The 18,594-nt window shown below is 61.9% G+C and carries 22 protein-coding genes and 1 pseudogene; 10 read left to right on the top strand and 13 right to left on the bottom strand.

What is annotated here, in order from left to right:
• Positions 1-66: 66 nt before the first annotated feature.
• Entirely contained in the window at positions 67-912 is an 846-nt protein-coding gene (locus AYR47_RS14955) for an AAA family ATPase (protein ID WP_003210690.1), read from the top strand.
• Positions 912-2,090, top strand: coding sequence for a vWA domain-containing protein (locus AYR47_RS14950; RefSeq protein WP_016975243.1), 1,179 nt, complete (start codon positions 912-914; stop codon positions 2,088-2,090). Before AYR47_RS14955 ends, AYR47_RS14950 begins: the two co-directional genes overlap by 1 nt.
• A 109-nt stretch (positions 2,091-2,199) precedes the next feature.
• Here AYR47_RS14950 and AYR47_RS14945 read toward each other — a convergent pair whose 3' ends face one another.
• Genes AYR47_RS14945 through AYR47_RS14935 form a run of 3 tightly spaced genes read right to left on the bottom strand, consistent with a single transcriptional unit; the run spans position 2,200 to position 4,549 of the window.
• A complete protein-coding gene (locus tag AYR47_RS14945) occupies positions 2,200-3,111 on the bottom strand; it encodes a biotin-dependent carboxyltransferase family protein (RefSeq protein ID WP_061435725.1) in 912 nt (303 codons plus the stop codon).
• Positions 3,108-3,812 (bottom strand): 5-oxoprolinase subunit PxpB, encoded by a 705-nt coding sequence (gene pxpB / locus AYR47_RS14940; protein WP_033902595.1) that lies wholly within the window; start codon positions 3,810-3,812, stop codon positions 3,108-3,110. The genes AYR47_RS14945 and pxpB overlap by 4 nt, the downstream gene beginning before the upstream one ends.
• The gene (locus tag AYR47_RS14935) at positions 3,809-4,549 is read right to left on the bottom strand and encodes a 5-oxoprolinase subunit PxpA (protein ID WP_061435723.1); all 741 of its coding nucleotides are present in this window, start codon (positions 4,547-4,549) and stop codon (positions 3,809-3,811) included. Before AYR47_RS14935 ends, pxpB begins: the two co-directional genes overlap by 4 nt.
• A 175-nt stretch (positions 4,550-4,724) precedes the next feature.
• Between AYR47_RS14935 and AYR47_RS14930 the strand changes: the two genes are divergently transcribed.
• Complete coding sequence (locus tag AYR47_RS14930) at positions 4,725-5,642, top strand: LysR family transcriptional regulator (RefSeq protein WP_033902597.1); 918 nt, start codon at positions 4,725-4,727, stop codon at positions 5,640-5,642.
• A gap of 3 nt (positions 5,643-5,645) precedes the next feature.
• Here AYR47_RS14930 and AYR47_RS32075 read toward each other — a convergent pair.
• From AYR47_RS32075 to AYR47_RS14920, 3 genes and pseudogenes are all read right to left on the bottom strand, one after another.
• A pseudogene (locus tag AYR47_RS32075) lies at positions 5,646-6,189 on the bottom strand (DUF2937 family protein).
• Between the two features lie 11 nt (positions 6,190-6,200).
• Complete coding sequence (locus AYR47_RS14925; protein WP_061435721.1) at positions 6,201-6,977, bottom strand: class II glutamine amidotransferase; 777 nt, start codon at positions 6,975-6,977, stop codon at positions 6,201-6,203.
• 30 nt (positions 6,978-7,007) lie between these two features.
• Positions 7,008-7,544, bottom strand: a complete 537-nt coding sequence (locus AYR47_RS14920; RefSeq protein ID WP_061435719.1) for a hypothetical protein — start codon at positions 7,542-7,544, stop codon at positions 7,008-7,010.
• A 25-nt stretch (positions 7,545-7,569) separates the two neighbouring features.
• Here AYR47_RS14920 and AYR47_RS14915 point away from each other — a divergent pair, with 25 nt between their 5' ends.
• Positions 7,570-9,612, top strand: a complete 2,043-nt coding sequence (locus tag AYR47_RS14915; protein WP_061435717.1) for a S9 family peptidase — start codon at positions 7,570-7,572, stop codon at positions 9,610-9,612.
• 68 nt (positions 9,613-9,680) lie between these two features.
• Positions 9,681-10,154, top strand: a complete 474-nt coding sequence (locus AYR47_RS14910) for a cyclic nucleotide-binding domain-containing protein (protein ID WP_033902600.1) — start codon at positions 9,681-9,683, stop codon at positions 10,152-10,154.
• Here AYR47_RS14910 and AYR47_RS14905 read toward each other — a convergent pair.
• Positions 10,151-10,429: a hypothetical protein gene (locus AYR47_RS14905; RefSeq protein WP_061435716.1), complete on the bottom strand. Its 279-nt coding sequence runs from the start codon at positions 10,427-10,429 to the stop codon at positions 10,151-10,153. The genes AYR47_RS14910 and AYR47_RS14905 overlap by 4 nt on opposite strands.
• A gap of 78 nt (positions 10,430-10,507) precedes the next feature.
• Between AYR47_RS14905 and AYR47_RS14900 the strand changes: the two genes are divergently transcribed.
• Positions 10,508-11,188, top strand: coding sequence for a spermidine synthase (locus tag AYR47_RS14900; RefSeq protein WP_038846233.1), 681 nt, complete (start codon positions 10,508-10,510; stop codon positions 11,186-11,188).
• 4 nt (positions 11,189-11,192) lie between these two features.
• Here AYR47_RS14900 and AYR47_RS14895 read toward each other — a convergent pair whose 3' ends face one another.
• The gene (locus tag AYR47_RS14895; RefSeq protein ID WP_061435715.1) at positions 11,193-12,113 is read right to left on the bottom strand and encodes a ParB/Srx family N-terminal domain-containing protein; all 921 of its coding nucleotides are present in this window, start codon (positions 12,111-12,113) and stop codon (positions 11,193-11,195) included.
• Positions 12,114-12,210: 97 nt separating this feature from the next.
• On the opposite strand from AYR47_RS14895, the gene AYR47_RS14890 reads away from it, so the two are divergent.
• From AYR47_RS14890 to AYR47_RS14880, 3 genes are all read left to right on the top strand, one after another.
• Positions 12,211-12,585 carry a YajD family HNH nuclease gene (locus tag AYR47_RS14890; protein ID WP_003210675.1) on the top strand — a complete coding sequence of 125 codons (375 nt, stop codon included), beginning with the start codon at positions 12,211-12,213 and terminating at the stop codon, positions 12,583-12,585.
• Positions 12,586-12,679: 94 nt separating this feature from the next.
• The gene (locus AYR47_RS14885; protein WP_003189607.1) at positions 12,680-13,147 is read left to right on the top strand and encodes an RNA methyltransferase; all 468 of its coding nucleotides are present in this window, start codon (positions 12,680-12,682) and stop codon (positions 13,145-13,147) included.
• 68 nt (positions 13,148-13,215) lie between these two features.
• Positions 13,216-13,566, top strand: coding sequence for a YgaP family membrane protein (locus AYR47_RS14880; protein ID WP_033902602.1), 351 nt, complete (start codon positions 13,216-13,218; stop codon positions 13,564-13,566).
• Here the strand turns inward: AYR47_RS14880 and AYR47_RS14875 are convergent.
• Positions 13,563-14,783, bottom strand: coding sequence for a hypothetical protein (locus tag AYR47_RS14875; protein WP_061435714.1), 1,221 nt, complete (start codon positions 14,781-14,783; stop codon positions 13,563-13,565). The two genes, AYR47_RS14880 and AYR47_RS14875, sit on opposite strands and share 4 nt — an antisense overlap.
• A 12-nt stretch (positions 14,784-14,795) precedes the next feature.
• Entirely contained in the window at positions 14,796-15,245 is a 450-nt protein-coding gene (locus tag AYR47_RS14870) for a YcgN family cysteine cluster protein (RefSeq protein ID WP_003172524.1), read from the bottom strand.
• A gap of 154 nt (positions 15,246-15,399) precedes the next feature.
• Between AYR47_RS14870 and AYR47_RS14865 the strand changes: the two genes are divergently transcribed.
• Positions 15,400-15,984: a nitroreductase family protein gene (locus AYR47_RS14865; RefSeq protein ID WP_061435713.1), complete on the top strand. Its 585-nt coding sequence runs from the start codon at positions 15,400-15,402 to the stop codon at positions 15,982-15,984.
• Positions 15,985-16,019: 35 nt separating this feature from the next.
• Here the strand turns inward: AYR47_RS14865 and AYR47_RS14860 are convergent, their stop codons facing one another.
• The 3 genes from AYR47_RS14860 to rnd all read right to left on the bottom strand — a co-directional run bounded on the left by AYR47_RS14860 (position 16,020) and on the right by rnd (position 18,482).
• Positions 16,020-16,952 (bottom strand): D-2-hydroxyacid dehydrogenase, encoded by a 933-nt coding sequence (locus AYR47_RS14860; protein ID WP_033902605.1) that lies wholly within the window; start codon positions 16,950-16,952, stop codon positions 16,020-16,022.
• A 106-nt stretch (positions 16,953-17,058) separates the two neighbouring features.
• Positions 17,059-17,352 carry a YcgL domain-containing protein gene (locus AYR47_RS14855; protein WP_033902606.1) on the bottom strand — a complete coding sequence of 98 codons (294 nt, stop codon included), beginning with the start codon at positions 17,350-17,352 and terminating at the stop codon, positions 17,059-17,061.
• The gene (gene rnd, locus AYR47_RS14850; RefSeq protein WP_033902607.1) at positions 17,349-18,482 is read right to left on the bottom strand and encodes a ribonuclease D; all 1,134 of its coding nucleotides are present in this window, start codon (positions 18,480-18,482) and stop codon (positions 17,349-17,351) included. The genes AYR47_RS14855 and rnd overlap by 4 nt, the downstream gene beginning before the upstream one ends.
• Between the last annotated feature and the right edge of the window lie 112 nt (positions 18,483-18,594).

The raw sequence follows: 18,594 nt of genomic DNA, 5'->3' as shown, positions 1-18,594 counted from the left end.
CCTGCGTTCACAGTCGCCGGGGCTGCGCGGTATAGTCCGGGCATTGATGAATGCGAGGAAACACCGATGAAGTTCGAAGGCACCCAGGCCTATGTGGCTACCGATGACCTAAAACTGGCCGTCAACGCCGCCATTACCCTGGAGCGGCCGTTGCTGGTCAAGGGCGAGCCCGGCACCGGCAAGACCATGCTCGCCGAGCAATTGGCCGAGTCCTTCGGCGCCAAGCTGATCACCTGGCACATCAAGTCCACCACCAAGGCGCATCAGGGCCTGTACGAGTACGACGCGGTCAGCCGCCTGCGCGACTCGCAGTTGGGCGTGGACAAGGTGCACGACGTGCGCAACTACCTGAAAAAGGGCAAGCTCTGGGAAGCCTTCGAATCCGAAGAGCGGGTGATCCTGCTGATCGATGAAATCGACAAGGCCGACATCGAGTTCCCCAACGACCTGCTGCAAGAACTCGACAAGATGGAGTTCTACGTCTACGAAATCGACGAGACCATCAAGGCCAAGAAACGCCCGATCATCATCATTACCTCCAACAACGAAAAGGAGCTGCCGGACGCCTTTCTGCGCCGCTGCTTCTTCCACTACATCGCCTTCCCCGACCGCACCACCCTGCAAAAGATCGTCGATGTGCATTACCCCGACATCAAGAAGGATTTGGTCAGCGAAGCGCTGGACGTGTTCTTCGACGTGCGCAAAGTACCGGGCCTGAAGAAAAAACCCTCCACCTCCGAACTGGTCGACTGGCTCAAGCTGCTGATGGCCGACAACATCGGCGAAGCCGTGCTGCGCGAACGTGACCCGACCAAGGCCATCCCGCCGCTGGCCGGTGCGTTGGTGAAGAACGAGCAGGACGTGCAGTTGCTGGAGCGTCTGGCGTTCATGAGCCGTCGCGGTAACCGCTGATGCTGCTCAACCTGTTCAATGAAATGCGCGCCGCCAAGGTGCCGGTGTCGGTGCGCGAGCTGCTCGACCTGATCAACGCGCTGAAAATGCGCGTGACCTTCGCCGACATGGACGAGTTCTACTACTTGGCCCGGGCGATCCTGGTCAAGGACGAGCGACATTTCGACAAGTTCGACCGGGCCTTCGGCGCTTACTTCAATGGCCTGGAAAAACTCGACGACCACCTGCAGGCGTTGATCCCCGAAGACTGGCTGCGCAAGGAATTCGAACGTTCGCTGACCGATGAGGAACGCGCGCAGATCCAGTCTCTTGGTGGCCTCGACAAACTCATCGAGGAATTCAAGAAACGCCTGGAAGAACAGAAGGAACGTCACGCCGGCGGAAACAAGTGGATCGGCACCGGCGGCACGAGCCCGTTCGGCTCCGGCGGCTACAACCCGGAAGGCATCCGTGTCGGTGACGCCGGCAAGCGCCAGGGCAAGGCCGTTAAGGTGTGGGACCAGCGCGAGTACAAGAACCTCGACGACCAGGTTGAACTGGGCACGCGTAATATCAAGATCGCCCTGCGCCGCCTGCGCAAATTTGCGCGCCAGGGCGCGGCGGAAGAGCTGGATATCGACGGCACCATCGACCACACCGCCCGCGATGCCGGCTTGCTAAATATTCAGATGCGCCCGGAGCGGCGCAACACCATCAAGCTGCTATTGCTGTTCGATATCGGCGGCTCGATGGATGCCCACGTGAAGATCTGCGAAGAGCTGTTCTCCGCGTGCAAGACCGAGTTCAAGCATTTGGAGTACTTCTACTTCCATAACTTTGTGTACGAGTCGGTGTGGAAGAACAACCAGCGCCGCACCTCCGAGCGCACCTCGACCCAGGACCTGCTGCACAAGTACGGCGCGGATTACAAAGTGATTTTTATCGGCGATGCGTCGATGGCGCCGTATGAAATCACCCAGGCCGGCGGCAGCGTCGAGCATTGGAATGAGGAGCCGGGGTATGTGTGGATGCAGCGCTTCATGGCCAAGTACAAGAAGCTGATCTGGATAAACCCGTACCCGAAGGACACCTGGGGGTATACCGCGTCAACGGGGATTGTGCGGGAGTTGGTGGAGGATCAGATGTATCCGCTGACGTTGCGGGGGTTGGAAGAAGGGATGCGCTTTCTCTCGAAATAGCGTTGCTGTTTTGTGGCGAGGGAGCTTGCTCCCGTTGGTCTGCGCAGCAGGCCCAATGCCGGGGGGCCGCTACGCGCCCCAACGGGAGCAAGCTCCCTCGCCACAGGTTTCACCCATTCAAAAAGCGCTGCAAAAAGTCGATGTGCTGGCGATGCGCAGTCTCCTGCACCACCGGCGCCAGCCGCACCTTCTCCCCCGGCAGGCACTGCGCCAGCCGCGCCAGCGACAACGGCGTCAACGCTCCAAGACGCGGATAACCGCCAATGGTCTGCCGGTCATTAAGCAACACAATCGGCTGCCCATCCGGCGGCACCTGGATCGCCCCCAGCGGAATGCCTTCGGAAATCAGTGAAGGCCCCTGATACTGCAACGGCGTGCCCAGCAGACGCATGCCCATGCGGTCGGCGCGGCTGTCGAGGGTCCATTCGGTGTTGAACGCATCGAACAGGCTTTGCCCACTGAACTGGCCGATCTGGGCACCGACAATCACGTCCAATGCAGTTTTGGCCAGGCCTGGATCATTCAGCACTTTCATTGCGCCGCCGACGCCGGAATACGCCAAGCGCCCACCTTCGACCAGTGCCTTACCGAAACCGTCCACACCGCCCAGTTCCTCACGCACAACGGTGGCGCAACTGCCCAGCACATCCGGCGCATCGAACCCGCCCGGCGCCGCCAGATAGGCCCGCGCGCCGCTGAATGGCTGGGTAAAACGCAAACGCTGGCCCTTTTGCAGGATAAAACTGCGGCCTGGGCTGATGGCGCGTTCGTCGATATAAGCACCCAAGTCCGCACCGGCCAGGGCCAGCAGGCAATAATCCTCGGCCTGCACGGTAAAGCCGCCCAGGGTGATTTCCACCACCGGCGCGTCCAGTGCATTGCCCAGCAGCCAGTTGGCCCAGGACATCGACACCCAATCCAGCGCGCCGCCCTGGGTTACGCCCAGGTGACGCACGCCAAAGCGGCCGGCATCCTGCAACAGGCACAGCGGTGTGCTGGCCTCAATGATCAAGCGGCTCATGCCTGCGCCTCCAACGGCGTGTCATCGCCACCCAGTTTGATGAATTGCGCGTGATCGACGGGTTCGAAGCGTACCGTGTCGCCGGGCTGCATCAGGCTATAACCGTCGCGCTCACGGTCGAACAACTTGGCCGGGGTGCGGCCGATCAGGTTCCAGCCGCCCGGCGAGACCACCGGGTAGGCCGCAGTTTGCCGTTCGGCAATGCCGACGCTGCCCGCCGCCACGCGTTTGCGCGGGGTGTTGAGGCGTGGCGCGGCGAGGACTTCATCCACCAGGCCCATAAAGGCAAAACCGGGGGCGAAGCCGAGGGCGAACACTTGGTATTCGTGGGCGCTGTGCCGGCGGATCACGTCATCGACGCTTAGCCCGCTGCGCTGGCTGAGCAGGCTCAGTTCGGGGCCGACGCTCAGGTCGTACCACACCGGCAGCACGTGGCACTGGCCGCTGCCCTGGGTGTGCGGCTGCAGGTCGGTCAGGGCCTGGTCGATCAATTCCCGTGCCTGGGCCGGGTTCAATGCGCTGAGGTCGTAATGCACCATCAAGGTGGTGTAGGACGGCACCAGGTCGACCAAAGCCGCGCCGAAACCGCTGCGCAAGCGCTGGGTGGCGGCGAGCATCCAGGGCATGTTGGCTTCGGCGATTGCATCAAACAGACGCACCATCAGGCAGTCGATGGCCACCACTTCAATCCGTGGCTTCATGCTGGCTTCAATGCCTCGCGGATGCGCTGTACGGCGGCGATCGAGCTGGCGTTGTCCCCATGCACGCACAGCGTGTTGGCTTGCAGGACCAGCGAGCTGCCGTCGCTGGCGGTCAGCGCTTCCCCCCTGGAAATGGTCAGGGCTTGCTGCAGGATGGTGTCGGCATCGTGGTGCACGGCGCCGGGCAACTGCCGCGAGACCAGGTGGCCCTTATTGTCGTAGGCGCGGTCGGCAAAGGCTTCGAACCACAGGGTGACGCCATATTCATCGCCCAAGGCCTGCGCTGCGCTGTTGTCGCGGGTTGCCAGCAACATCAGCGGCAGGTCGCCGTAAGCTGCCACAGCCTGGATCACCGCGCGCAATTGAGCGGGCTTGGCCATCATGTCGTTGTACATCGCGCCGTGGGGCTTCACATAGCTGACCCGCCCACCTTGCGCCCGGCAGATGCCGTCGAGGGCGCCGATCTGGTAGTTCAGCAGGTCCTGGATTTCCTGGGGGGTGTAGGCCATGGAGCGACGGCCGAAACCTTGCAGATCCTGGTACGCCGGGTGCGCACCGACTTGCACGCCATGCTTGAGTGCCAGGCTGACGGTCTTGCGCATGATGCTCGGGTCGCCGGCATGGAAGCCGCACGCCACGTTGGCGCAATCAATGAACGGCATGACCTCGGCGTCCAGACCCATAGTCCAGTTGCCGAAGCTTTCGCCGATGTCGCAATTCAGTAGAAGGCGGCTCACGTTGGTCGCTCCTGTAGGCATTGTTATTTTGTAGTGTGGGATTTTTTACGCAGAACTCGCAACTTGTCCTGACACCCCAACGGCGCTTATCGTGGAATAGCTCGATTTTTGGCGCTGGCTCGGTGCGGCGTCCAACTAATAAAAACCGATCCATGCATAAGAAAAAGTTGATCCCATGAATTTGAAGTTCCTCGAAACCTTCGTCTGGGTGGCCAAGCTCAAGAGTTTCCGCCTGACTGCCGAGAAGTTGTTCACCACCCAGGCGTCGATCTCCAGCCGCATTGCCGTGCTGGAAAGCGAGTTGGGCGTGAAGCTGTTTCTGCGCGACTCACGCGGTGTGAGCCTGACCCCGGAAGGCTTGAAGGTGCTCGATTACGCCGAGCAGATGATGGTAACGATGCAGGGCCTGAAGCAGTCCTTGGAGACCACCAGCAGCAAGGTCGGGCGCATCCGCATCGGCGCGATGGACACGGTGATCCACACCTGGCTCAGCCCGTTGGTGGCGGAACTGATGGACCACTTCCCGCTGGTAGAGATCGAATTGGTCGCCGATACCGCGCTGAACCTCAGCGATCAGCTGCAAAAAGGCTTCCTCGACCTGATCCTGCAAACCGACCTGCTGCGCCTCGAAACCGTGCGCAGCCTGGAGCTGTGCAGCCACCCCATGGCCTGGATCGTCGCCAGCCAATCGATCTACCACCGCGATTACGCGTCCCTGGCCGAACTGGCGCAGGAACGCATCATCACCTACTCGAAAAACTCCCATCCGCACCAGGACGTGATCAGCCTGATGCAGGCCAACGGCGTGGCCGCGCCACGCATGAACTGCGTGAATTCGGTGTCGGCCATCACCCGTTTACTGCGCGATGGTTTTGGCATTGGCGCACTGCCGCCGGTGCTGGTCAGCGAAGAACTGGCGCGCGGGGAATTGGTGATGTTGCCAATGGCGCAGAAACTGCCGAACTTGCAGGTAGTGGTGTCGTGGCGCGTGGGGGTGGAGTTGGTGGAGGAGATTGTGGGGTTGTGCCAGAAGGTGGTAGCACGGTATGCCGAGGAAGTGGGTGAGGAGCGGATGGTGCTCGCTCACCCGTGAGGCTCAGAGCCCTTTGAGGTCCCGCTCTTCGATCGGGCCGGCTCTGGCGCAGGCGCTTGCCGCCCAACACCACCCAGTCGATCAAACGGAACAGGCACTCCAGGCCAAACGACAACAGCATCGCCCCGCCCAACCCCCAGCCCATGGCCTCGGGCGTCAGCAGGATCTGGTAGCTGTAGCCGTTCCACGTCTCCTGACGGATATCCGGGTCCGCCGCCACGGCCACTTGCAGGGCGCGGATGTACCACGGGCCTTGCATGGCCTGGAATTGCTTGTCCAACGCCACTTGGCGGTCAAGCATGGCGCCCAGGCTATTGGCGTCGCTCTGGAACACCGGGTCATCACTGGCGCGGTAATGCGCGACCAACGCCTTCAAGTCACCGTTGAAGAATTGCCGTGCCGTGTTTTCAAACCCGCTGAGGCCGGTCTGGGCCTCGATCAGATGAGCTTCGACGCGCTTGGCGTAGTCGTTGATGAACCCCGGCACTTGCACGCCGACCAACAGGCCAATGGCAAACAGCACCAACCGCAGATAACTGAGCAACATGGTCGATATCCTTACTCGGTGATGCCTTGGCTGACGCATTCACCGCGTCGCCACAGGCTCCATTGGCCCGGTTCGTAACGGGTCCAGTTTTCGTTGTCGGTCAAAGGCTCGGTGGCGATCACGGTCACCACGTCATTGGGCGTGGTTTCGGCCTGAAAATCGACGATCACGTCGACATCTTTCAAGCGTGCCGGGCCAAACGGGGCGCGACGGGTGATTTGCGCCAGCTTGGTCGAGCAATAGCAAAACAGCCAGTCGCCGTCGCTGAGCAGGCAGTTGAACACGCCTTTGCTACGGTATTCGGAGCAGGCGGCGATCAGGTCCGGCAGGACGTTTTCAATGTCCACCGGCTCCGGGAAGGCTTCGCGCACGCGGTTGAGCAGATCGCAAAAGGCCGCTTCGCTGTCGGTATCGCCCACCGGGCGGTAGAAAGTGGCGCGGGGGTTAAAGTCCGCCAACTGGCCGTTATGCGCAAAGCACCAGTTGCGGCCCCACAGTTCGCGCACGAACGGGTGGGTGTTGGCCAAACTGACCTTGCCGACGTTGGCCTGGCGGATATGGCCGATCACCACTTCGCTCTTGATCGGGTAACGCTGCACCAGCAGCGCGACTTCCGATTCGCTGCTCGCGGCCGGGTCCTGGAACAAGCGCAGGCCACGGCCTTCATAGAACGCGATGCCCCAACCGTCACGGTGGGGACCGGTGCGCCCACCGCGCTGCATCAGCCCGGTGAAGCTGAACACGATATCGGTGGGGACGTTGGCACTCATGCCCAATAATTCACACATGCCAGGGCTCTCGCAGCAGGGCGGACAACGTTAAAGGCGCGGTTCGACGCGCAGACCGCTCACGGGTGCCGGACGGCGAAAAGGCACGTCATCGTCGTCTTGATCCGGTTCGGCGGCCAGCGCAGCATCCGCGGCGGCCTTGCGCTCACGGCGGGCCTTGGCGGCGCGCTCGATGGGCCAGCGGATCAGCACGAACACCAGGTACACGCCAAAGGCGATCATGCTGTACATGAACAGATCGGAAATGGCCCGCCAGGCGTTATTGCCGACCTTAAGTACCAGGTCCAGGGCGGTGATGGCCACGGCCGGCGCGAACTGGGTCTTGACCGGGTCGACGATGGTCGGGCTGAACAGCAACACCGCCATCAGCAACAGCAGCGGCTCGCGCAGCCAGCGCCAGATCCAGCGGGTCATGCGCCACCACACCAACAGGCAGCCCAAAGCGGCGAAGGCGTAAAGGCCCCAAGCGGTCAGATAGTCGTTCTCGGTCATGGTGTCCATGGCAAGGTTGGCAAACAGGCGGCTATGATAACGGCTTTTGCGTGTCGCGGCTGCAATGCCTGCCACCGTCCGCCCGATAGAGATTAATCCCATGCCTACATCGACCGCTCCGATTGCCCGCAAGGCCCAAGGCTCAGATCCGTACGCCTGGCTGCAAGAGCGCGACAGCGCTGAGGTGCTCGATTACCTCAAGGCCGAAAACGCCTGGCAGGAAGCGCAACTCGCCGATCAGGCAGCGCTGCGTGAAACCCTGTTCGAGGAGATCAAGGGCCGCATTCTCGAAACCGATCTGTCGCTGCCTTCGCCGTGGGGCCCGTATCTGTATTACACCCGCACCACCGCCGGTGACGAATACGCCCGCCACTACCGCTGCCGTCGCCCGGCCGACGACAGCAACCAGGTGGATGACAGCAGCGAAGAGTTGTTGCTGGACCCGAACGTGCTGGCCAATGGCGGTTTCTTCTCCCTCGGCGCGTTCAGCATCAGCCCCGACCACCAACGCCTGGCCTACAGCCTCGATACCAGCGGTGAAGAGATCTACACCCTGTACGTGAAGGAATTGGCCACCGGCAAAGTCAGCGAACTGGCGTTTGAAGACTGCGACGGCAGCATGACCTGGGCGAATGACAGCCTGACCCTGTTCTTCGGCGAACTGGACGACACCCACCGCCCGCACAAACTGTATCGCTATCGCCTGGACGGCACGGCGGCGCAGGAAGTGTTCCATGAGCCCGACGGACGTTTCTTCCTGCATTGCTACCGTTCCAGCTCCGAGCGCCAGCTGCTGCTGTCACTGGGCAGCAAGACCACCAGCGAAGTCTGGGCGCTGGACGCCGATCAGCCACACCTGGACTTCACCTGCCTGGCGCCACGGGTCGAAGACCATGAGTACGATGTCGACCACGGCCAGTTGAATGGCGCGTGGACCTGGTTTATCCGCAGCAACCGCGATGGCATCAACTACGCGCTGTTCGTGGCAACCGACATTGGCGACGTGCCGACCGAAGCTGAATGGCAGAACCTGATCCCCCACAGCGATGAGGTGATGCTCGACGGCGTGAGCCTGAACACCCACGCCATGACCCTGAGCCTGCGCATCGGTGGCCTGCCGGTGATCGAAGTGCACCCGCAGGGCTTGCCGGCCTATCGCGTGGAATTGCCTGACGCCGCCTACAGCCTCTACGTACAGAACAGCCTGGAGTTTGTCAGCGACAAGATCCGCCTGCGCTACGAAGCCCTGAACCGTCCAGCCCAGGTGCGCCAGCTGGAACTGGCCAGCGGCGCGCAACAGGTGCTCAAGGAAACCCCGGTACTCGGCGTGTTCAACGCCGATGATTACGTGAGCCAGCGCCTCTGGGCCACCTCGGCAGATGGCACCCAGGTGCCGATCAGCCTGGTGGTCAAGCGCGATCAGCTGGGTAAGCCAACGCCCCTCTACCTGTATGGCTATGGCGCCTACGGTTCGAGCCTGGACCCGTGGTTCTCCCACGCACGCCTGAGCCTGCTGGACCGAGGCGTGGCGTTTGCCATCGCCCATGTGCGCGGCGGCGGTGAGCTGGGCGAGGCCTGGTATCGCAACGGCAAGCAGGAACACAAGCAGAACACCTTCAGCGACTTTATCGCCTGCGCCGAACACCTGATCGCAGAGGGCCTGACCACGTCCAAACAACTGGCCATCAGCGGCGGCAGTGCCGGCGGCTTGTTGATCGGCGCGGTGCTCAATCAGCGCCCGGCGCTGTTCCAGGCGGCGATTGCCGAAGTGCCGTTCGTCGATGTGCTCAACACCATGCTCGACCCGGAACTGCCGCTCACCATCACCGAGTACGACGAGTGGGGCAACCCGGAAGAATCGGACGTCTACGAACGCATCAAGGCCTACGCGCCTTACGAAAACGTTCGTGCCCAGGCCTACCCGCACCTGCTGGTGATCGCCGGCTACAACGACAGCCGCGTGCAATATTGGGAAGCCGCCAAGTGGGTGGCCAAGCTGCGCGACACCAAGACCGACGATAACCTGCTGTTGCTCAAGACCGAACTGGGCGCCGGCCACGGTGGCATGAGCGGTCGTTACCAGGGATTACGTGACGTAGCACTCGAATATGGCTTTGTGTTCAAGGCGCTGGGGTTGGTTTAAGGAACTTCGTAGGGCGGTTCTGTCTGAACACAGGACCGCCTACTGATTGATGGACCAAGATTGCAGCCATGGCACTACCGACGCTAATGAATACCGAAATCCGCGACATGCTCATGGATTGCGGCCTGTTCGACCCGCTGTTGCCGGAAGACTTTCACGTCGCCGCCGGCTATTTCAATATCAGCAGCATTGCCCGCGATGAGGTGATTTTCCTTGAGGGCGATGCTGGCACCTTCATGTGCATCCTCCACAGCGGCCAGGTGGCGGTGCAGAAAACCAACCACGACGGCCAGCGCCTGACCATCGCCACCCTGCGCAGTGGTCGGGCCTTTGGTGAAATGGCTGTACTCGACGGCGAGCGCCGCTCGGCCAGTTGCGTGGCGGCCAGTGACTGCGTGCTGTTGAACCTGGGCAAGGATTCCCTGGAAAAGATGCTCAACGAAGCGCCCAGGGTCGCCGCCAAGATCATCCGCGCCATTGCCATCGCCCTGTCCAAGCGCCTGCGCATGGCCGACGGGCAATTACTTTCGCAACAGTTTTAGCCGCCCGGCGTCTTCGGCTTGCTGTCGTTTTGCAGCAGGCCCGGCACCGTCTGATCCTTGGGTGGCGTGGGCAGCACGATGGGCACCAAGGGCGGCGAGCCGTTGGTCTTGGGCACGGCCGATGGGGTGACTTGCGGGTACAACGTCGGCGTCGGGGTGCCCGGTGCGCCTGGCGTTGGGGCGGGCGCGACCGGTACGGTTTGCAACTCCTGAGCCTGCGCCGCACCAGAGGCGAGCGCGCTCAACACAATGACCGTTAGAATGCTGCACTTCATCGATGGCTCCATGGCCTGACCGGAATGTCGTAAGGCTACTCCCAACCGCGCAAGAATGCCCTTCCCAATGAGATTTCCATGAAACGTTTCGTTCTGCTGGACACCACCCCGATCCCCGACAACGGCGGTGCCTTGTGCCTGTTCGAATACGGTGAAGATTTCGTCATCAAGATTCAGGGCGGTGATGGCGGCCAGCTGATGAACACGCGCATGCACGGTTCCGAAGATGCGCTGGCGGAGATCCCCTGCCGCAAAGTCGCCGGGCGTGCGGACTCACGGGTGTTGATCGGTGGCTTGGGCATGGGCTTTACCCTGGCGTCAGCGCTCAAACACCTGGGCAAGACTGCCGAAGTGGTCGTGGCAGAACTGGTACCAGGCGTCGTGGAATGGAACCGTGGGCCACTGGGCGAAAAATCCGGCCGCCCGCTGCTGGACCCGCGCACGGTGATCCGCCTGGAAGACGTGGCCAAGGTGCTGCAAGCCGAGCCCCAGGGCTTTGACGCGATCATGCTGGACGTGGACAACGGCCCCGAAGGTCTCACGCAAAAGGCCAACAGTTGGCTCTACTCCGCCGGAGGCCTGGCGGCCTGCGCCAAGGCCCTGCGCCCCAAAGGCGTGCTGGCCGTGTGGTCGGCCAGCGCGGACAAGCTGTTCAGCGACAAACTGCGCAAGGCCGGTTTCAAGGCCGAGGAAGTGCAGGTATTCGCCCATGGCAACAAGGGCACCCGGCACACCATCTGGATTGCGCAGAAGCTGTGATCGGCTAACGCAGGGAATTGCGGTAATCGATCACATACGGGACTTTTTTGTCGAAGGTCTTTTCCAGCTCGTTACGGTCGAGTTGGGTCATGCCGCCCAGTTGATGGGCGGTGAAACCGCTGTCACCGACCTGTGAGCCCGGCGCCAGGCTGACCATGCGCTTGGCCACGGCCTCAATGGCGTCCTTGTAGCCACCCTTCTTGTTCAGGTTGTACTTGCCCAGGTCAATTTGAGTACGCAGCCAGTTGCCCCAGTAGAACTCCAGGAACTCCGGCGCGATCTCGCCCGCCTCGGGCTTGCCATACGCGGCCTTGCGGGTGAAATACACCAGGCTGCGGAAGGTATCGTCCTGCAGGTTCTTGAAGCCCAGGTGCGCCGGCAGTTGCTCGGGCGGCAGGGTCTGGCCTTGATTGTCCTTGAGCCAGACCTTGCGCGCGGCCTGCATGCGCTGCCAGAAATTGGCCAGGGTGGGGCTGTTGCTGAAGTCGTCGGTGACCTTGACCCACATGTTCAGGCGAGGCCCGCCGCCGGGCACTTCCCACAAGGTGGTGAAGCTGTGGTGACCGTCGGTCAGGTACAACTGGCCGCCAGGGCCGACCACCACGGTCTTCATGTCGTCGGGATGAGTGCCCACCGGGTCCTTGCAGCTGAAGCTCGCCGGCTTGTGCAGGTCCGCGCCCTTGGGCACGTTGTCGGCTTCGCCCTGGCCGTTGGTTTCGCAGTATTCATCGAAGACCTTGGCGGGTTTGTCGGCGAACAGGCCGAGGCTGTAGTAGATCTGGTCGAACCCCACCACGGCCTGTGTCGGGTGCAATTGATCGAGGGCAACCTCGATCACCTGGCCGGGTTGGGGTGTAGAAAACGCTTGGGCTTGGGCCGTGAGCCCACACAACAACAGTGCAACAGTCCATGAATGCAGACGCATGAGTTTCAGTCCTTATGAGTAAAGTGAAGCGGTTATTTGCAACGCGAGCGGCTAGAATCAACCCTATCCGTGAACCCCAAAATAGCCAGGAGCCATGATGAGCTCGACCAACCCGCCCTCCCACACCGCCAAGCTGGACCGCATCCTTGCCGATGCCCAGCGCGACCGGGAAATGGGCTACCGCGATAAAGCGTTGAAAATGTACCCCCACGTGTGCGGCCGCTGCGCCCGTGAGTTCGCCGGCAAACGCCTGAGCGAGCTGACCGTACACCATCGAAACCACAATCATGATGACAATCCCCAGGACGGTTCCAACTGGGAGCTGCTGTGCCTGTATTGCCACGACAACGAACACTCGCGGTATACCGACCAGCAGTATTTCGGCGAAGGCTCCACCAGCAGCCCGACGATTGCCAAGGCCACGCATAACCCGTTTGCGGCGTTGGCGGGGTTGATGAAGAAAGACGACTGAAGGTTTCGAGCGGCAAGCGGCAAGAAAAAGCCACGCCGCTTTTACTTGCAGCTTGCCGCTTGCCGCTATACTGCTGCCTTTTTAAGGCACTCCTGTGGGCAATAAACGCTACAGCTGCATCGGTTTGTATAACCCCAAATCCCCCGAAAACGTCGGTTCGGTCATGCGTGCCGCCGGCTGCTACGGCGTGGCCTCGGTGTTCTACACCGGCGTGCGTTACGAGCGCGCGCGGGACTTCATCACCGACACCAAGAAAGTCCACCACGACATTCCGCTGATCGGCATCGATGACCTGAAAAAGATCCTGCCCCTGGGCTGCATCCCCGTCGCCGTGGAACTGGTAGAAGGCGCTCGCCCCCTGCCCGAATACACCCATCCGGACCGCGCGCTGTACATCTTTGGTCCGGAAGACGGTTCCCTCGACAAAGAGATCCGCGACTGGTGCGAGGACGTGGTCTACATCCCGACCACCGGCTGCATGAACCTCGCCGCCACCGTCAACGTGGTGCTCTACGACCGCCTGGCCAAGGGCAACAACACCCGCTCGGGCCCCAAGTACTGATCTTTTGGGAACATCCGACGCCTGCGGGCAGTCAGCTACTTATCAATAGCCCTCGTTGGAGACAGATCATGAGCGACAGCAAAACCTTGCGACCTATCATCGAACACACGCCTTTCGAGACCCAGCCCACGCAGAACGTGCACGGCTGGGAGCGCATCGGCTCGGTGGCCGGTGGCGTGATGATGGTGGGCAAAGGCCTGCGCCGTGGCGGGATTTTCGGCTTGATCCAGGTGGCGATCGGCGGCGTGGCGCTGGCCCGTGGTTTTACCGGGCACAGCTCGCTCAAGGACAAGCTGGAACAGGGCCGCCAGGAAATGAATACCGTGCGCACGAAGATCGAACGCGCCGGGGCCGAGCTGAAGAATCTGAAGACCAAGGCTGAAGTGGCGGCCGAGAAGGCCACCAAAACCACCGGCTAACGCAGCAGCTTGTTGTCCAGCACCACCGACGACTCGCCGATGATACTTTCAGCCAGTTGCACGAACTCCGCGGTGGTGATGCTGTTGGCCCGCATCACCGCCTGCGCGAGGTCATCCAGCGAGCGTTTGTTGTGGGTCTTTACGCGAATCTCGCGGTCCAGCTCCTGCAACACCACCACCGCCCGTGACACCGTCGCACCGCTGACGTGTTCGCCGCGCAGGCTGGTCACGTCTTTGCCTTCCTTGTTCAATCGCGCCTGTATCGCCTGATACCGTTCGTCGGTGATGCCACCTGCCCGACGCACCAGCTCGATGGCGTAGTACTCGGCCAGGCCCTCGCTGATCCAGTCACTGGTGTCGTGGTCATTGAAACGCCCAATCGCCTGCACCACTTCGCGGATCAACGGGCTGCTGCCGTTTTCGCTGACCAGCGGCGTGCGGCTGTTGAGGTAGACCGAATCCCGCGCCGCGAACGCGCCACGGCGCATCGGGTCACTGGCGCCCACCACCAGCAGCTTGGCCGGATGGCGCGGGAAGGCCGCTTCTACTTGTGGCCAGACGAAGGTCAGCAACGTCAGCACGTCCATGCGACGCATGGCCTGGCCCTTGGGCGAAGCCACGGTGACTTCCGTCTCGCCCAGGCGCACGCGGCGGCTGCCGAGGTTGCCGGCGAGCATCCAGCCGGTGGGCCGGTCGAACAGGCGGGAGATGTTGTCGATGCGGAATTTGTTCTTGCCGATGCGCGGCCAAGCGGTTTCAACGCTTTTCCAGCCGGCCGGCAGTTCGAACACCAGGCGCGAGACCAACTCGACGCCGTCCTGCTGGTCGAGCCGCGCGGTCGGCACCAAGTCTTCGCCGCGAAACAACGCCCAGCCCGGCGTCATCCGCGCTTCATAGAGACCGGCCTTGCGTGCATGGGTGAGGCGTACGCGGTAAGTCAGGCTGGCCTTGTTGGCGCTGGGTTGCCACAGGCCACGATGCTCGGTGATGCGCCACTGGCCGTCGGCCTTGAAGTCGCTGTAGTCACCGTCGGGGCCGAGGTCGAAGTTCAGGCTGCGCACCGCCGAGCCTTGGGACAGGCTCACCCGCACCTCGGCCTGATCCGTCTGGGGCAACAGTTTGACGTGATAATCCAGGTCGACTTTCTTCGCGCACCACGCGGATGTACTCAGCGCCAGCAACACCACAGATGCCGCCAGCTTGATTGCCCCCCTCATACCCACTCCTTGTCAGCCCGCGCGGAAAATCAGGTAATCCTCCCAGTCATCCTCAGGCACGCTGCCTTCGCTGAGCATGCGCCCGGACTGGGAAATGCGTTCGTGGTGCACGGCATCGCGGTCGCCGCAGACCAGGTGGTGCCACAGTGGCAGGTCCTTACGTTCGCTGACCAGGCGATAGCCGCAGGTGGGCGGCAACCATTTGAACTGGTCGGCCTGGCCCGGCGTGAGCTGGATGCAGTCCGGCACCGAGGCGCGACGGTTGGGGTAGTCGGTGCACTGGCAGGTTTTCAGGTCGAGCAGTTTGCAGGCGATCCGCGTGTAATAGACGCTGTTGTCGTCTTCATCCTCAAGCTTTTGCAGGCAGCACAGGCCACAGCCGTCGCACAACGACTCCCACTCCTCCTGGTCGAGGTGTTCAAGGGTTTTGCGTATCCAGAAAGGTTCGACTTTGGCGGCCATGGCTCTACATCAGTATCGGTAGGTGAAAAGGCCGCCAGTCTAGTGCCCAAGGCCCCTGGGGCCAAGCGCTTACGACTGGCGGTGTAACAACACTTGTCAGTCTAGTGGCCGCGCAGTAGTTTTGAGCGCCGAATTGACGATCAGGAACTGCTCCATGACACGTGTTGCCGATTATCCGATCCACACCCAGTTCACCGACCGTTGGTCGCCCCGCGCCTTCACCGGCGAGAGCATTGACCAGGAAACCCTGCTGAGCTTCTTCGAAGCCGCGCGCTGGGCGCCGTCCGCCTACAACTCGCAGCCATGGCGCTTTCTCTACGCGCGCCGCGACACGCCGGACTGGGAGCGTTTCCTGGGCTTGCTGAATGAATTCAACCGCAACTGGGCGCAGCATGCGTCGGCCCTGGTGATCATCGCCTCGAAAACCGACTTCACCGCCCCCGGCGCCAGCGAAGAAACCCCGGCGCTGTGGCATACCTTCGATACCGGCTCAGCCTGGGGCCACCTGGCGCTGCAAGCCAGCCTCAGCGGCTGGCACACCCACGGCATGGCCGGTTTCGATCAGGAGCTGACCCGCAAAGAGCTGAAAATCCCGGAAGGTTATGCCCTGCATGCCGCTGTTGCGGTTGGCAAGCTGGGGGACAAGTCGACCTTGCCGGAGTACCTGCAAGGTCGTGAGGCGCCGAGCCCGCGTCGTCCGTTGAGCGAGTTGGTCTCGGAAGGTGATTTCAACCTGTAATGCCAAGAGGAGCCGGCATGCCGGCTCCTTTGCTGTCAGTAACCGCGCTCGAAATCCACGCTCCCGCGCAAGTCTTGCTTGGCCTGATACGCCCGCACATTTTGTACGAACAGCTCTACCATCAATGCCGGTGACGTCGGCGCCGAACTGTGACCCGTCAGCAGAAGGCCCCACGCCGTCCAGAACGGATGACGTTGCGGCAACGGTTCCTGGCGGCACACATCGATCACCGCACCGGCCAGATGCCCTTCTTTCAAGGCCTCGACCAGGTCGGCGTCCACTACCGACACACCACGCCCGACGTTGATAAACAACCCGGTCGGCTTGAATTGCTTGAACAGCGCCGCGTCGTACAGGTCATGGGTGCTTGGCGTGTTAGGCAGCAGGTTGATTACGTAGTCCACCTCCCCCACCAGGCGACCCAGGGCTTCAAGCCCGGCCACTTCGATAAACGGCGCCTGTTCCCGACTGGAACTGGCGATGCCGTACAGCTTCACACCGAAGGGCACCAGGAACTCGGCAACGCTCTGGCCGATGTCGCCGGTGCCGACGATCAGCACCTTGCGCCCCGCCAGGCTCTGGCCCATGCGGTTGTCCCATTTGCGCTCGACCTGGCTGACCAGGCGCGCCAGTACTTCGCGTTCATGGCCGAGCATATAGGTGAGCACGAATTCGGCCATGACCTGGCCATAAATACCGACCGCACGGGTCAGGCGATAGTCGCGTGGCAAACCTTCAGCCAGCAGCGGTGTTATGCCGGCCCAAGTCGATTGCAGCCATTGCGGCTGATGGCCTTGGCGCAACAGCGTCGCCAGCAAGTCCGGCTGGCCCAGCCAGACCGGGCAATCGGCGGCCAGGCGCGACAGTTCGGCCGAGTCACCGCTGGTCAGCACTTCAAGGTCCGGTGCCGCTTCGCCGAGCAATTGGGCGTAGAGCGGGTGATCCTGTTCAGCAATCAGAACACGCATGCATAAAACCTTTCAAAACAGTACGGACGGCTGCCCGCATCCTTACGGCCACCGCCCACTTATACGATTCCATTGAAGCACGTGCCCCGGACGGAGCACGGGTCGATCACATCGGGTCGTTGCGACGCAGCAGCTCTTCGGGCAAGTGTTCGATGTACTCGTCCTCGGGTGGCGGCATTTGCAGGTGGTAACCCTGTTTGTCGAGGTTTTCCAGCACCTGCACGATGTCTTCCTGTTGCAGCTTGCGCTCAGGCGTCAGCACCAGGTTGAACGCGTGTACCGGCTTGCCGAATACGGTGAGCAGGCCTTCAGGCACGCGCTCAAGGGCATCGCTTTTCAGGACGTAAAGGTACATGCCGGCGCGTTTAGGGCTGCGGTAGATGGAGCAAATACGTTTCAAGGCTGTTCTCCGGCGGTGGCCAGGCTGTCGAGCAGCGCCTGGCCCATCAACTCGCGGCGCCAGCCACGCAGCGAGTCTGGCAATTTATAAGGCCCATCGGGGTAGCCACTTTTGACCAGGGCTTCGAGGGTTTTCTTGCGCAGCATCAGTTCCGGCGCCATCTCCAGGCGTTCGGCTTCAGCTTGGCCAAGGGCACGCAGTTGCTTGATCAGTGCGGCGGCGTCCACCGGCAACGGTTCGGCAACGGCGGGTGGCCATTGGTCCATCGGCACGCTGCCGGCACGTTTGATCAGGTCCAGCAGGAACTGGCCGTCCTGACGCACGGTGCGCGGGTGCATGTCTTCGATCTTGCCCAGGGCGGCGAGGTTATCCGGCTGGGATTTGGCCAGGGGCCACAACGAGTGTTCGCGAATGATGCGGTTACGCGGCAGGTCACGGGCGCGCGCCTGCTGCTCGCGCCAGGCGCACAGCTCACGCAGTACAGCCAGTTGGGCGCGGGACAGCTTCCAGGCCAGCTTGGCGTCGCGATACACCTCGTAAGGGTCGACTTCGCGGCGCAGGTTGGCGACCAACTCCGCGCCGTCTTCCAGCACCCAGGCGTACTTGTCGTCCGACAGTTGGGGACGCAGGCGGGTGTAAACCTCGGCCAAGTGCACCGCGTCTTCGGCGGCGTAGCTGACCTGCGTCTCGGACAAGGGCCGCTGCAGCCAGTCGGAACGGGTCTCGCCCTTGGGCAACTCGATATCCAGCACGGCTTGCACCAGGCGCGAGTAGCCCATGGAGAAACCAAGATTCAGGTAAGCGGCGGCCAATTGGGTGTCGAACAACGGCACTGGCAGGCTGCCGGTCAACCGCAGCAACACTTCGAGGTCTTCGCTGCAGGCATGCACCACCTTGATCACCGCCGGGTTCTCCAGCAAGGCGGCCAAGGGTTGCCAGTTGTCGATGGTCAGGGGATCGATCAGGTAAGCGCGTACGCCATCACCAATCTGGATCAGCCCGGCAATGGGATAAAAGGTGTCGACCCGCATGAATTCGGTGTCGAGGGCGACGAATGGCAACTGCTGCCATTCGGCGCAATGCTGGCCGAGGCTATCGTTGTCGCAGATCCAGTGAATATCGATGGCCACACGGCTCTCCCTTGAAGAATGGCGCGCAGTATATATCGCGAAAGGGGCTAGCGAGCATCCGCAGTGCACAGGCGACCATGAAAACTCAGACAGGAGTTGAAGAATAGTCCGA

The sequence above is a fragment of the Pseudomonas azotoformans genome, from assembly GCF_001579805.1.
GTDB classification, from domain to species: domain Bacteria; phylum Pseudomonadota; class Gammaproteobacteria; order Pseudomonadales; family Pseudomonadaceae; genus Aquipseudomonas; species Aquipseudomonas azotoformans_A.
Note: the sequence above shows the minus strand (reverse complement) of the source record. Positions and strands in the feature narration are given on the sequence as shown.